The following is a 14,401-nucleotide window of genomic DNA, read 5'->3' as shown; positions in this document are numbered from 1 at the left end:
CCGCAACGCAACAGGAACATTGGATGTATTAGCGAGTATCGAACAGGCAGTTGTCCAGTAATCAGACGCAACTGCCTGATGCAACAGGGCTTTTACGCCATCACTCTCTGGACTGTCGACTCTTGACATGGGATGTATCTACCGTGCCGTAGCTCTTGACGAGGACATGCCTGGTACCTACTGTCCTGCGACGGATCAAACAGATTTCAACAACAAGAAGCCTGTCGCTCGGAGCGGAGTAGCAATGCTCGGACGTGCGTTATCCCCTCTTCTCGTCCTTGTCCTGGGCGTGTTCACACTGCTCGTCGCCGGCGCGCCGGCCCAGGCAGCCCCGGTCACCGTGACCAACGGGACGCAGTTCGCCGACACCACGGGAGCCGTGGTGCACGCACACGGCGGCGGGGTGATCAAGGTGGGCGCGTACTACTACTGGTTCGGTGAGAACCGGAACGCCGACAACACCTTCAAGGCCGTCTCCGCCTACCGCTCGACCGACCTGAAGACCTGGGAGTTCAGGCGCAACGTGCTGACCCGGACCAGCGATCCCGAGCTGGCGGTCGCCAACATCGAGCGGCCGAAGGTCATTTACAACAGCACGACCGGCAAGTTCGTGATGTGGATGCACAAGGAGAACGGCAGCGACTACAACCAGTCCCGTTCCGCGGTAGCCGTCTCCGACACCGTCGACGGCGACTACACCTGGCGGGGCAGCTTCCGGCCGCCGTCCGGTACGACGTCCCGGGACATGACCCTGTTCAAGGACGACGACGGAACGGCGTACCAGGTCACTTCCGCGGCCGGCAACGCCGATCTGCACATCTACAAGCTCACCGCCGACTACACCGGCTACGACAGCCTGGTCGTCAACCCGTGGCCGAACAACTATCGCGAGTCGCCCGCGCTGTTCAAGCGCGACGGCGTCTACTTCATGCTCACGTCCGGCACCAGCGGCTGGAATCCCAACCAGCAGAGGTACGCCACCGCCACCAGCCTGGCCGGCCCCTGGACCGCCATGGCCGAGATCGGCGACGCCACCGCCTACGGCTCCCAGACGGCGTTCGTGCTGCCGGTGCAGGGAACCTCGGGCACCTCCTACCTCTACATGGGCGACCGCTGGGGCAACTCCATGGGCGGCACGGTCAACGACTCGCAGTACGTCTGGCTGCCGCTGACCTTCCCGACCAGGACCACCATGAACCTGCCCTGGTACCCGCAGGTCGCCATCGACACGGCCGCCGGCACGGTCACAGGAGTGGGCGGCGGCCCTCACCACAACCTGGTTGCCCGGCACAGCGGCAAGTGCCTCGACATCACCGACAACTCAGCCGCCGACAGCGCGGTCGCCCTGCAGTACACCTGCACCGGCGGCCTCAACCAGCAGTGGCGGCTCCAGGACGCGGGCGACGGCTACGTCCGGGTGCTCGCCCAGCACAGCGGTAAGTGCCTGGATGTCGAGGGGGGCTCCACCGCCGACCGTGCGTCCGTGAACCAGTACCACTGCACGACGGGCACCAACCAGCAGTGGCGGTTCGATGACCAGGGAGGCGGCTACTACCGCCTGGTGGCCCGGCACAGCGGCAAGTGCCTGGACGTCGCGGACGCCTCGACGGCCAACGGCGCCCGCCTCATCCAGTGGCCCTGCGGTACCGGCGCCAACCAGCAGTTCCAGCGGCCCGCGGTGTGAGACGGGCGGCAACGCCGACCAACGATTGCAGCAGCAGCGCGCCCCGGCCCCGCCCGGGGCGCGCCCCCCCACAGCGGCGAGGCAGCCGCACTCAGTGAAGGAGACACAGATGACGGGCATGCGTACGGCATGCAGGGTCCCGTGGTGGCGACGCGGGAGGCGAACGGCCGTGCTCGCCGCGGTGACCGCCCTGATGGCAACGCTGCTGACCGGGTTGGGTGCCGCCGGTACGGCGCAGGCGGCCACCGTGGACACGAGCGCGTGGTACGTGCTGGTCAACCGTGGCAGCGGCAAGGCGCTGGACGTGGCGGGCGTCAGCACCGCCGACGGGGCGAGCCTCACGCAGTGGACCCGCACCGACAATGCCAACCAGCGGTTCCAGTTCGTGGACTCGGGCGGCGGCTACTACCGGTTGAAGGCGCAGCACTCCGGCAAGGTGCTGGACGTCTCCGGCTACTCCACCGCCGACCACGCGGACATCGTGCAGTGGAGCGACACCAACGGCACCAACCAGCAGTTCCGGTTGTCCGACTCGTCGGACGGTTACGTCCGTCTGATCAACCGCAACAGCGGCAAGGCCGTCGAGGTCGACAACGCCTCCACCGCAGACGGCGCCAAGGTCGTGCAGTTCACCGACTGGGGCGGGGCCAACCAGCAGTGGCAACTGGTCCGCGTCGACAGCGGCAGCGGTGGCGGCTCACTGCCGTCGACGTTCCGGTGGTCCTCCAGCGGCGTTCTGGCCGGCCCGAAGCCGGACGCCCAGCACAGCACCGTGGCCATCAAGGACTTCTCGGTGATCCGCCACAACGGCCAGTGGGTGGTCTACGCCTCGGCCGTGGGCCCGAACTTCGGTTACGGGCTGGAGCAGTTCAGCTTCAGTGACTGGTCACAGGCCGCGTCGGCACCACACTCGTACCTGGACCAGTCGCCGATGGGACCGGGCTACCGGGCCGCGCCCCAGGTGTTCTACTTCGCGCCGCAGAACCTGTGGTACATGGTCTACCAGACCCCTGCGCCCACCTACTCCACCAGCACCAACCCCGCCGACCCGAAGTCCTGGTCCGCGCCGCGCACCTTCATCGCCCAGGAGCCGCCGATCGTCACCCAGAACAAGGGCAACGGCACCTGGATCGACTTCTGGGTCATCTGCGACACGGCAAACTGCCACCTGTTCTTCAGTGACGACAACGGCCACATCTACCGTGCCGAGACCAGCCTGGCGAACTTCCCGAACGGTTTCGGGAACACGCAGATAGTGATGTCGGACACCAAGAACAACCTGTTCGAGGCGACCAACGTGTACAAGGTCGCCGGCAGCAACCAGTACTTGCTCATTCAGGAGGCCATCGGCAACTCCACAGGCCGGCGCTACTTCCGTTCCTTCACCTCGACCAGCCTCACCGGCGGCTGGACCCCCCTCGCCCACACGTGGGACGAACCCTTCGCCGGCCGCAGCAACGTCACCTTCCCCGGCGGCGCCTGGACCCAGGACATCAGCCACGGCGAGATGGTCCGCGCCGGCAACGACCAGACCCTCACCATCGACCCCTGCCGTATGCAGTACGTCTACCAAGGCATGGACCCCAACGCCGGCGGTGACTACAACTCGCTGCCCTGGCGGATGGGCCTGCTCACCCAGACCAACTCCCCCTGCTGAGCGCCCGAACCGTCATTGAGCATCCACGTCACCCCGCCGGGCAACCCGCCCGGCGGGGTGACGTGCTGTCTGCCCGGCGCCACGGCAGCCGCTCACACCTGCCGGCCGCGGGCGCCCTCAGGCCATGGCCAGGACGGCGGAGATCAGAGCCCGCATGCAGACCCTTTCGGCCTCCTCGTCCGGCAGTGAGAGGTGCTGCATCGTCAGCCCGTCGAAGCCCGCGAGGAAGAACCTTGCGATCGTCTCGGCGGGCTGGGCGAGCTGGTGCCCGGCGCGTTCGGCGGCCTCGCTGATCAGCTTCGTCGTCACGGCCGAGATGTCGCGGTGGTGGCCGTGCAGAGCCTCCTGGAGATGGGGCGTGCGCAGGGCGAACATGGACAGTTCCGTGAGGAGCTGGTAGGACGCGGGCTGTTCGAGCACGGTGTGCCACAGGGCCTCGGCGAGTGTGACGATCGTGTCCTCGAAGCCCGTGTCCGTGGGCGCCGCGTGCTCCACCTGGGTGACCAGGTCCTGGGTGAGCTGCTCCATGACGGCCCGGTACAGATCTTCCTTCGTGCCGAAGGTGTAGTGCACCGTCGCCTGGGCCACACCGAGCTCTGCGGCGATGGGCACGGGTGGCGGCCGTGATCAGTCGGGGGCGGCGCTCCGCCGCCGAAACATGAGCCACGGGAACATCACAGCGACTCGGTCAAGTGAGCAAGCCATTCGATCAGGTCCCCGCCTCGGCGGCCCGGGCAGCAGCGGCCTCCCTCTGGCCGCTGCGGTCCCCTCTGTGGCCGCAGGGGTCAGTTCCCGCTGGTCGCCCGGTGCATAGGTTCCCGGCAACACCTGAGACATCCGAGAAAGGAGGCGGGCTGGTGAGTGAGAACCAGTACGACACCTGTGTGATCGGTGCGGGACCCGCAGGGCTGGCGGTCGCGAGGGCGCTGGCCGAGCGCGAGCTCCCGTACACGCACATCGAGCGCCACACGGGACCGGGCGGGCTGTGGGACATCGACAACCCGGGCAGCCCGATGTACGAGTCGGCACACTTCATCTCCAGCAAGTCGCTCTCCGGCTTCGGCGGCTATCCGATGCCGGGCCACTTCGCCGACTACCCGCCGCACCGGCAGATCCTGTCCTACCTGACGTCGTTCGCCGAGGCATACGGACTGCGGGACCGGATCGAGTTCGGCACCGAGGTCCGCAGCGTGGACAAGAACCCGGACGGCACCTGGACGGTCACCCGGGCCGACGGCCGGGCCGGCACACACCGGCAGGTCGTCGTGTGCACGGGCGCGCAGTGGCACCCCCATGCCCCCGACCTGCCCGGCGACTTCACCGGAGAGATCCGCCACACGGTCACCTACCGCAGCAGCGGTGAACTGCGGGGCAAGCGGGTGCTGGTGGTGGGTGCGGGGAACTCCGGGCTGGACATCGCCTGCGACGCGGCGCGGTCCGCCGACCACGCGGCGATCAGCATGCGCCGTGGTTACTGGTTCATACCGAAGCACCTGTTCGGCCGGCCGGTGGACACCATCGCCGCGGGCGGACCCCACCTGCCGATGTGGCTGCAGCAGAAGCTGTTCGGCGGCCTTCTGCGGCTCGTCAACGGCGACCCGCGCAGGCTCGGTCTGCAAAAGCCCGACCACAAGCTGTTCGAGACCCACCCGGCCATCAACTCGCTGCTGATCCACCACCTCCAGCACGGGGACATCACGGCCAGGCCCGGCATCGCGCGCACCGAAGGCAGGACGGTGCACTTCACCGACGGCACCAGCGACGACTTCGATCTGATTCTGCTGGCCACGGGATACGTCCACAAAGTCCCCGTCGCGCAGAAGTACTTCGGCGACGAGCAGCACCCCGACCTCTACCTGTCCTCCTTCTCCCGCGAGCACGAGGGCCTGTTCGGCGTCGGCTTCGTGGAGACCAACTCCGGTGCCTACCAGCTCTTCGACAGCCAGGCCCAGTTGATCGCCTCCTTCATCCGGGACGCGAGAGGCGGGCTGCCCGCCGCCGAGCGGTTCGCCCGGATGATCCGCAGCGACCGGCCGGACCTGTCCGGCGGACTGAAGTTCGTCGACTCGCCACGCCACACCGGCTACGTCCACAGCGACGCCTTCGTGAAGTACCTCGGCAAGGTCGCCGAAGGGATGGGCTGGCGTACCGCGGGCCTGCCGCCTCGGGCGACGTCCGTGCGACAGGAGGCGGTGGCGTCATGAGGTACGACTTCCGTGACAAGGTCATCCTGGTGACAGGCGGTGCCGGAGGCATCGGCAGCGCCCTGTGCCATCGCTTCGCCGCGGGCGGTGCCCGTCTCGTCGTGGTCGACGTCGACGAGGTGCGGGCCAAGCGGACCGCTGCCGATCTGCCGGGGAGCGGGCATGCCGGCATGGGCTGCGACCTACTGGACCGCCTCGCGGTGGAGCAGATGCTCGACGGCGTCGCGGCCACCCATGGCCGTATCGACGCCCTGGTCAACAACGTGGGCATGACCAGCTCCGAACGGTTCGACGCGCGCAGCGTCGAGAGCATCGAGCGGGAGATCGATCTCAACCTGGTCTCCCCGCTGGTCACGACCCGGCTCGCCATCCCGCTGCTGCGGGCCTCGGGCGACCCCCGGGTGATCACGACCGTGTCCCTCGGCGGGATCTTCCCGCTGGGCGAGACCCCCATCTACACCGCCTCGAAGTTCGGACTGCGGGGCGCGATGCTCGCCATCGGGCTGGACCTGCGAGGCAAGGGCATCAAGGCGGGTTCGGTGCTGCCGTCGGCGACCGACACGCGGATGCTGCGCCAGGAGGCCGTCGAGGGCGGGAACTCCATGCAGTTCCAGGACGCGCCGCAGCAGCCGTCCGATGTCGTCAGGGCGGTCGTGAGTCTGCTGGACAAACCCCGTCTGGAGGCCTACGTCAGGCCCGGCGAGTCCCGGCTGGTGCGGTGCGCGATGCTGGCGCCGAATCTGCTGCCCCGGCTCTTCCCGCTGTTCCGCAAGCGGGGTGAGCGGGGCATGGCCCGCTATCTGGAGGACCTGCGACGCAGGGGACTGGCCCGTCAGGTCGGCGGCGACCGGTGGGAACTGGTGGAGGAAGCATGAGCGGAACGCACAGCACCGGTTACGAGAAGACGCTCGACGTCGTCAATCCCGCGACGGGTGAGCTGATCACGACCGTAGCGGCGGCGAGAGAACAGGACGTCGCGCTGGCCGCCGAGCGGGCGCACAGGGTCTTCGAGAGCGGCGTCTGGGCCGGCCGGTCCCCGCGGGAGCGGGCCGCTGTGCTGCTTCGCCTGGCCGACCTCATGGAGCGCGACGCCGAGCTCCTGGCCCGGATGGACTGCGAGGACGCGGGCAAGCCGATCACGGAGTGCCGCACGGGCGACGTGCCCGGGGCCATCGAGGCGATCCGCTGGTTCGCGGAGGCAGCCGACAAGGTCTTCGGCCGCGTCGCCCCCACCGGTCACGAGAGCCTGGGCCTGGTGATCCGGGAACCGGTTGGGGTGGCCGCCGCCATCCTGCCCTGGAACTACCCGCTGGCGATGGCCGCCTGGAAGGTCGGGCCCGCGCTCGCCGCGGGAAACTCCCTGCTGCTCAAGCCCGCCGAGGCCACCCCGCGCTCCACCCTGCACCTGGCCGCTCTGGCGGCCGAGGCAGGCCTGCCGGACGGTGTGCTCACCGTGCTGCCCGGCCACGGGACCGTCACCGGTACGGCGCTCGCCCGCAACCCGCTCGTGCGCGCACTGTCGTTCACCGGATCCACTGCCACCGGACGCCGCATCCTGGCCGACGCGGCGGAGACCAACTTCAAGCGTATCTCCTTGGAGATGGGCGGCAAGAGCCCCCAGGTCCTGATGGCTGACGCGCTCGAGTACGGCGACGAACTGATCGACAACATGATCGAGGCCGCGTTCCTGACCATGGGGCAGAACTGCACCGCCGGCTCCCGCGTCCTGGTCCACCACAGCATCGCCGAGGAGGTGCTGGACCGGTTCACCGCCACCGCGAAGGGCCTCACCATCGGCGATCCGGCCGACGCGCACACCCAGGTGGGGCCGCTCATCAGCCGTGCCGCCCTCGACCGGGTCGCGGCGGCGGTGGACGCCGCCCGCTCCGCCGGAGCCCACATCCACACCGGCGGGCTGCCGCACGGTCTGCCGCCGCGCGGTGCCTACTACCCGCCCACCGTGATCAGCCGGGCCCCGGCGGGCAGCGACGTGCTCACCAGGGAACTGTTCGGCCCCGTCGTCACCGTCCAGACCTTCACCTCTCAGGACGAGGTGGTGCGGTCGGCGAACGCCACCGAATACGGGCTCGCCGCCTCGGTGTGGACCCGCGACCTCGACGCCGCACTCCGGCTTGCGCGGCGCATCGAAGCCGGGGTGGTCTCCGTCAACGCGTACAGCGAAGGCGACATCACCACCCCGTTCGGCGGATGGAAGCAGTCGGGGTTCGGTGGTGCGGAGAAGTCCACCGACGCCTTCGCGCAGTGGACCAGAGAGAAGACCGTCTGGATCCGCACGCGTTGAATCGTTGGTCCGTTGGTCCGTTGGTCCGTTGTTCCGTTGGCCCGGTGGGCCGACGGCCCGATGGCGCGTGGGCACTCCCTTACTGTTCCGCGACCTCCCCGCGCAGCCGGGCCGGGGTCACCCCGTGCCAGCGGTGCACCGCCCGCCGCAGTGCTCGCACGTCGGAGAAACCCGCCTGCCGGGCGATGTCCCGCAGGGTCGGCTCGGGTCGGCGCATCAGCTGCTCGACCCGCTCGCGGCGCACCCCGTCGACGACCGCCTCGTACGTCGTGCCGCACTCGGCCAGACGACGGCGCAACGTGCGCTCGCTGGAGGCGTGCCGTCGGGCCTGTTCGACGAAGGACGGCACGTCGGGCAGGCTCTGCGCGATCGAGATCTCCAGCGCCTCCAGCAGTTCCTGCTTGTCGCGCCTCGACGCCACCTGCTCCTCCAGGAGCTCCACGACCGCGGTGTAGGTGACCCGGTCGCGGCCCGGCATCGGCCGCCCGGCCCACGCCGTGGGGAACACCAAGCGGTTCCCCACGGCGTCGAACCGTACCGGGCAGCGGAACAGCTCGGTGAACGGCCCGATGTCACGTGGGGCGGGGAAGGCGAACTCGACGCTCTGCGGCACGAATTCCTCCCCGGAACTCAGCCGCGTGAGGGCGACGACGCTGGCGAACGCCTCCTCCGCGAGGAAGACCGCGACCGCCGGATCGAGGGCGGGATCGGGCAGTTCGGCCCGTAGCACGTAGCCGGTTTCCTCCGCCCCGGCAGACCAGACCACCATCGCCCCGGACAGGTTCTGGAAGCGCACGCCCGTCTCGATGGCCTCCCGCAGCGTTTCAGCGGCCATCTGGGCGAACCCGAGGAGCCCCCATGCGGTCAGGTGCTGCGCCGCACCCACCCGCAGACCCAGGTGAGCGTCACCGGTGAGCTTCAGCGCACGCCGGATGACGGCACTGCCCTGGCGGTAGGAGACCCGCAGCGCCGCCGAGCGCATCATCACCTCGTCCAGCCCGACCCGGCTCAGCTCGGGCCGGAGGTCGATTCCGTACCCGTCGGTGACCGGGGTGAGGCAGCGCAGGATGTTCGGCGGGATGGTCGCCGAGGTGCTGCGGCTGGTTCCCGGCGACTGCGCCGGGGCGGGGCTGTCGGACATGGCGTTCCTTGTGACCGGGCGTTGCTCGTTGCGCACACAGTAGAAGGGTTCTCGCCCGATGCCGCCCTGGCCGGGGTACGGCTCAGGCGCATGAACTGCTCCAGGAACTAACTCGTCCAGCCACGCCACCGTCCGCAGGACTCAGACGTGCAGGGTGGGCCGGTAGATCAGCTCTTGGATACGGCCGTCGAGGGTCCGGCTCTCGATCAGCTCCAGGTCGAAGTCGGCTGCACCCTGGAAGATCGGGTCCACCCCGGTCTGACCGGTGATCACAGGGAAGAGCGTCACCTGGACGCGGTCCACCAGACCGGAGGCCATCAGCGCCCGGTTCATCGACAGACTGCCGTGCGAGCGCAACGGCACCTCGGACTCCTCCTTGAGCCGGGTGACGATGTCGACGGCGTCGCCGCTCACGAGGGTCGCGTCCGGCCAGTCGAGGGGTCCTTCGAGTGTCGTCGACACCACCGTTGTCGGCATGTTCCTCATCCGGATGTTCACTGGGTCACTCACCTCGGACTCCTCGGTGCCCGTGCCCAGCACCTGCACGAACTGCCGAAAGGTGTTGGCCCCGAGGACCAGCCGTTGCTCCTCGCCGTACAAGGCGAGGCGGTGATCGAGAAACTCGGGACCTTGCTTGCCCCAGTAGCCGCCCCAGTCGCCGTCGCTGTTGTAGGAGCCGTAGCCGTCGAGGCTGGAAAAGACGTCGAAGGTGTAGGTAGCGGTCATGATGCTCTCCTCTGGTGCGGTTGATCGAGTGTGTGGACACAGACCGGAACCGACGCCGAAACTCATCGCCGTTCAACTCCTGGAGTCCGCCGCGCCACCCGCGGCTGTGGCGTTCACCAGCCCCACGAGCCGTCCCTTCTGTGGCCCCGCCGCCGAGGGCGGACTCCTGACTCCGACCGGTCTCAGTCCGTACTGACCGGTCTCAGTCCGTACTGAGGGGAATCCGCAGCCGCACACGGTAGCCGCCCTCCGCGGTCGGCCCCGACTCCAGGGTGCCGTGCAGGATGTCGGCCCGTTCCCGCAGACCGACCAAGCCCTGCTGCGATCCGGGGAGGGACAGGGAGGTGCGCACGGGCGAGGTGTTGGTGACGTCTCGCCTACGTCGCCGCCGTCCTGCCACAGCTCGACGGCGGCCGTGGCGCCCGGGGCGTGCTTGCGGACGTTGGTCAGCGCCTCCTGGACCGTGCGGTAGATGGCCCGTTGGGCGGGTGTGCCGACGGTGGCCGGAAGCTCATCCGTCAGCTGCGCGTGAGTGCCGCTCGACTCCACCAGTTTGCGCAGGTCCGCCAGGGTGGGCTGAGGCGTCAGCTCGGTGGCGCGGCCGCCGGAGGCGCGCAGCAGCGTGACCATGGTGCGTAGTTCGTCGAGCGTGGTGACGCTCAGCGAACGGATCGTGCGGGCGGCCTCTTTGGCGTCCGCGTCCTTGCTGGCGACCTGCAGGGCTCCGGCCCGTACGGCGATCAGGCTCACCTGGTGGGAGACCACGTCGTGCATCTCGCGGGCCAGCTGGGCACGTTCGCGGGCGAGCACGGTCTGGGCGTGCAGTGCCCGCTCGTGTTCCCTGGCCTCCTCGATCTCGACCAGCCGCCGCGCCAAGTCCCGTTGCGCCTGGAGGAGCTGGACGAAGAGGACGGGGGCGACAGCGGTCGCAAGGCTGTACACGAAGATGACCAGCGTCATCGTCCGGCCGAGATCGGTGAGGCTGGCCAAGGGCCACGGAACGCTGCTCGCGACGGCGGCCGAGGCTGAGCGCGGTGCCCGTCCGGGAGCCTCCCCGGGCGGGCACCGGCCTCAACTCAGGACGTCGTACCGGTCACCGTGCTTCCGGACTTGGTCACGTAAGACGTCACCGTGGCACCGCTCCAGAAGTGGAAGGTGAGCTTCACGCGCGCGTTGTCCTTCACCGCGTCGAGGAAGGCGGGAGTGAGGCGGATTGCCTCCTTGGGGTAGTCCGGCGCGAAGGCGGTGTTGAACTGCTGGTACGGAGTCCAACTGGTCGGACCGGCGTTGCCGCCGTCGGCGTACTCGGCCTTCATCGTCGCCAGCACATCACCCCGGAACTGCGTGGGGATGCGGAACGAACCGGCCGTTCCGGTCGTGCCGGACTGCACCGGGGCGTCGTGGCTGATCACCTGGATTCGCCAGGGGACGCCTCGGGAGAACTCGGCGCGGAGCGTCGCCTTGACCCCGTAGGAACGGTCGCCGACGAGCCGGGTGAGCGTGGCCGCCTTCAGGGTCAGCCGGTTGCCGGAAAGGGTGTAGTCCCTGCCGTTGACCAGCTTGGTGGTGCCCTGCTTGAGAGCGGTGAAGGTGGTTCCGTTCAGGTTCAGGGTGAGCGTGCGGTCCTTGACGGGGCCGGACTTCGGTACGAACACGTTGTCCGAGAAGGCGGCTGCGGAGCGCGTCGTCCAGCTCGACTTGATCTGTCGGTACAGCCCGGGATCCTTCCACTGGAGCTTGCTGCGATCGTAGAAGGCACCGTTGTCCCACAGGACGGTGGTGACCTTGTTGGTGCGGGCTGCGTGGCCGAGCGCCTCGAAGTACTTCAGCATCTCGCCGCGTTCCACTGCGCCGGGACCGTGGTCGTAGCCGAGCAGGCCGTACTCGCCGAGGACGACGGGGATCCCCTGGGCGACGAAGGTGTCGCGCATCCGCCTGAACGTCTTGTCCAGGTCTCCCCGGGCCTGCGCGTCGAAGCGGGTGGAGCCGGCGACGTTCACGCTGAACGGGAAGTAGCCGTAGTAGTGCACGGTGGCGATCAGCCGGGGGTCGTGCAGCGACTTGATCGTGGTGGCCAGGTTGTCCATCAGCCGCTGGTCGGGGGTGCAGACCTCGGTGGGCAGCATGAGCAGGCGCTTGGTGTTGTTGCCCCCCGACGCGCGCACGACCTTGTGGAAGGACGTGTTCAGCTCGTTGAGCAGCTCGGTCTGGCGAGCGTTGTCGGCGTTGTCGAACTTGGGCTCGTTGATGCTCTCGAAGACCAGCTTGGCGGACTCGTTCCGGAACGCCGTGGCGAGCTGTTTCCAGGTCGTGTTGAAGCGGGCCAGCACCTTGTCGTGCTCGGTGGACATCTTGCTGGTCCACTGCCATGAGTCGTGATGGACGTCGAGGACAACGTAGAAGCCCTCATCGATCGCCCAGTCGACGACGTTCCTGACCCGGCTCAAGTACGCCGGATCGATGGTGTAGTTCGGCGCAGCTCCCTGGTGGTCGCTCCAAGTCACCGGGATGCGGATGCTGTTGAAGCCCTGGGCGTGGACCTTGTCCAGCAGGGCCTCGGTGGTGCGGGGCTGGCCCCAGTTGGTCTCGTTGGGGATGGCGTCCAGGCTGTTGCCCAGGTTCCAGCCCGGCTGCATCGCGGCCACGGCCGCCATCGCGTTGTCGGGAACCGGGGCCGTCGCCGCAGATGCCTTGGGCTTGGCGTCGTCGCCGAACGTCCCGAAGACCGTGCCGTAGGCCATGACGCCCCCGGCGATCAGGGCCAGCGGTGTACCCACTGCAAGCCGAAGCCGGCGTCGGCGGTGCTGTGGGGCCTGCTGCTTCTTCATTGCTCATCCGTTCTGGAAGATCGAGCCGGTGTCGCCCCTTAGTGGCCGCCGACGGGCAGGAGGTTGCCGTCATCCACAGGCAATGCACAGACACGGCCGCCGCCCTCTGCAGAGGGACCGGCTGTTCGCCTCATGGGACCGGGTGCGTGTGCCAGGTAGCGGGTTCAGTGCTTCAGACGTCCCGGAGCGGCAGCGGGCATCGACTACACGGTGCCGCATCCTTCGCCCGGGACTTCTTCGCTGGACGAACTCGTCGGAGATACCGACCACTTCATGCGGATCTCGAACGTCGACGGCCTTTTCACCGGCAGCGACTTCGGAGGGGGATGTCGGTGTCGGCGTTGTAGCGGCGGATCCGGCGCTGGAGCTGGAGGACTTCGGACGACGTGGGCGGTGACGTCGCGGGGGTTGTGGGCGGCGGCGCGTTCGGCCTCGTCGAAGGTGGCTACGAGATTGCGGCGTTCGATCTTGGTGGGGGCGACCAGCACGAGCAGTAGGTTCGCCTCGGTGCCGGCCTCGTGGAAGATGCGGGTGCTGCCGCCGCCGGCGTCGACCACGATCGCACCGAATTCCGGGCGCTTGGCGCGGATGTACTCGGCGATGCCGTCGAACGGGTGTCGCTCGACCACCAGGTTCTCGGGGATCTCGAAGCCCTCGGCCTGGGTGACCTTGAACCAGTCGTAGTCCGCTTCCTGGTACGCGCCGCGCTCGGCGGCGTGCAGGGCCTTGCGTCGGACCGCGACACCCGTGCTGCCGTATTGCTTGGCGAGGTTGTCCCACACTTGGTCGGCTCTGCGGCGTGGACGGTATCGGCGTCCGGGAGGCTGTTACCGAAGCCCCCCAGGCATGCGGCGTGAGGGTCCCAGGTCTCCCCGCTGCGGTGGGGGCCGTGGTCTGCGACGCGGCTCAGGGGCCGGTAGGTGGTGACGTGGGAGACCGTGGCGGGGCTGACGAGCTCGCCGACCGTTTGGGCGAGGCGCTGGTGTGGAGCGCTGCTGATCATGAGGGCGGCACTGCCAAGGCCCTGGTGGACGAAGGCGTCGTGGCCCATCAGACGGCCGAGGACGGCGGAACTGATGTCGGCCGCCGTGGCCGTATCAAGGGTGAGCTACTCCTCACGTACCGGGTCGGGGGATCTGAGTGGTATGGAGGCGAAACGGCAGAACACGGGCACCGTGGCTGGGGGCACTGCCGTCGCCGAGGTACCAGGTCGAGCCCTCGCGGCCGTGGCCCACCCGCAGCCGGCGTAGCCCGCCTGATGACGCGTCACGAAAGTCAGCAACGAGTCAGTGTGAGCCCTGAAACACCTGCGGACAGCTGACCGACCATGCGAATCGTTGTACGCTCCGAAGACCGCCCTTGACCTGCAAAAAGCGGGCAGGGAGCAGACAAGTCGGGAGTTTCTCCGTGCTTCGCACCATGTTCAAGTCAAAGATTCACCGTGCCACGGTCACCCAGGCCGACCTGCACTACGTCGGGTCCGTCACCATCGACGCCGACCTGCTCGACGCCGCCGATCTGCTGCCCGGCGAGCTCGTCCACATCGTCGACATCACCAACGGTGCCCGCCTGGAGACGTACGTCATCGAGGGCGAGCGCGGCTCGGGGGTCATCGGCATCAACGGGGCGGCGGCCCATCTCGTCCATCCCGGAGATCTGGTGATCATCATCAGTTACGCTCAGGTCTCCGACGCCGAGGCGCGGGCGCTGCGGCCGCGGGTCGTGCACGTGGACCGCGACAACCGGATCGTGGCCCTCGGGGCCGATCCGTCCGAGCCGGTGCCGGGCTCGGACCAGGAGCGCAGCCCGCAGGCCGTCACCGTCTGATTCCTCGGCGAGGATTCGGCGGACCCGAGGAC

At 68.5% G+C, this 14,401-nt stretch carries 10 protein-coding genes and 2 pseudogenes; 6 read left to right on the top strand and 6 right to left on the bottom strand.

Annotation, left to right across the window (positions count from 1 at the left end; translation table 11 throughout):
* The first annotated feature begins 244 nt into the window (after positions 1-244).
* A complete protein-coding gene (locus ACFY0T_RS01855; protein ID WP_388863821.1) occupies positions 245-1,684 on the top strand; it encodes an RICIN domain-containing protein in 1,440 nt (479 codons plus the stop codon).
* 109 nt (positions 1,685-1,793) lie between these two features.
* The gene (locus ACFY0T_RS01850; RefSeq protein WP_388863819.1) at positions 1,794-3,341 is read left to right on the top strand and encodes a non-reducing end alpha-L-arabinofuranosidase family hydrolase; all 1,548 of its coding nucleotides are present in this window, start codon (positions 1,794-1,796) and stop codon (positions 3,339-3,341) included.
* A 117-nt stretch (positions 3,342-3,458) separates the two neighbouring features.
* Here the strand turns inward: ACFY0T_RS01850 and ACFY0T_RS01845 are convergent.
* Positions 3,459-4,008, bottom strand: a pseudogene (locus ACFY0T_RS01845) (TetR/AcrR family transcriptional regulator).
* Positions 4,009-4,198: 190 nt separating this feature from the next.
* Here ACFY0T_RS01845 and ACFY0T_RS01840 point away from each other — a divergent pair.
* Genes ACFY0T_RS01840 through ACFY0T_RS01830 form a run of 3 tightly spaced genes read left to right on the top strand, consistent with a single transcriptional unit; the run spans position 4,199 to position 7,847 of the window.
* Positions 4,199-5,545 (top strand): flavin-containing monooxygenase, encoded by a 1,347-nt coding sequence (locus ACFY0T_RS01840; RefSeq protein ID WP_388863817.1) that lies wholly within the window; start codon positions 4,199-4,201, stop codon positions 5,543-5,545.
* Entirely contained in the window at positions 5,542-6,420 is an 879-nt protein-coding gene (locus ACFY0T_RS01835) for an SDR family NAD(P)-dependent oxidoreductase (protein WP_388863816.1), read from the top strand. Before ACFY0T_RS01840 ends, ACFY0T_RS01835 begins: the two co-directional genes overlap by 4 nt.
* Positions 6,417-7,847, top strand: a complete 1,431-nt coding sequence (locus ACFY0T_RS01830; protein WP_388863814.1) for an aldehyde dehydrogenase family protein — start codon at positions 6,417-6,419, stop codon at positions 7,845-7,847. The genes ACFY0T_RS01835 and ACFY0T_RS01830 overlap by 4 nt, the downstream gene beginning before the upstream one ends.
* Positions 7,848-7,926: 79 nt before the next feature.
* Here the strand turns inward: ACFY0T_RS01830 and ACFY0T_RS01825 are convergent, their stop codons facing one another.
* From ACFY0T_RS01825 to ACFY0T_RS01805, 5 genes and pseudogenes are all read right to left on the bottom strand, one after another.
* Positions 7,927-8,988, bottom strand: coding sequence for an AraC family transcriptional regulator (locus ACFY0T_RS01825; protein WP_388863812.1), 1,062 nt, complete (start codon positions 8,986-8,988; stop codon positions 7,927-7,929).
* Positions 8,989-9,129: 141 nt separating this feature from the next.
* A complete protein-coding gene (locus ACFY0T_RS01820) occupies positions 9,130-9,714 on the bottom strand; it encodes a dihydrofolate reductase family protein (protein ID WP_388863810.1) in 585 nt (194 codons plus the stop codon).
* Between the two features lie 202 nt (positions 9,715-9,916).
* A pseudogene (locus tag ACFY0T_RS01815) lies at positions 9,917-10,734 on the bottom strand (sensor histidine kinase); the annotation flags it as partial.
* A 56-nt stretch (positions 10,735-10,790) separates the two neighbouring features.
* Positions 10,791-12,542: a cellulase family glycosylhydrolase gene (locus tag ACFY0T_RS01810; RefSeq protein ID WP_388863809.1), complete on the bottom strand. Its 1,752-nt coding sequence runs from the start codon at positions 12,540-12,542 to the stop codon at positions 10,791-10,793.
* Positions 12,543-12,745: 203 nt separating this feature from the next.
* On the bottom strand, positions 12,746-13,324 hold the full coding sequence (locus tag ACFY0T_RS01805) for a hypothetical protein (protein WP_388863807.1): 579 nt from the start codon (positions 13,322-13,324) through the stop codon (positions 12,746-12,748).
* A 625-nt stretch (positions 13,325-13,949) separates the two neighbouring features.
* Between ACFY0T_RS01805 and panD the strand changes: the two genes are divergently transcribed.
* Positions 13,950-14,369 (top strand): aspartate 1-decarboxylase, encoded by a 420-nt coding sequence (gene panD / locus ACFY0T_RS01800; RefSeq protein ID WP_388863805.1) that lies wholly within the window; start codon positions 13,950-13,952, stop codon positions 14,367-14,369.
* Positions 14,370-14,401 lie beyond the last annotated feature (32 nt).

Origin of the sequence: Streptomyces sp. NPDC001530, assembly GCF_042894545.1 — a bacterium.
Taxonomy (GTDB): Bacteria; Actinomycetota; Actinomycetes; order Streptomycetales; family Streptomycetaceae; genus Streptomyces.
The sequence above is the reverse complement of the archived record's forward strand: the minus strand, read 5'-3'. Positions and strand labels throughout refer to the sequence as shown.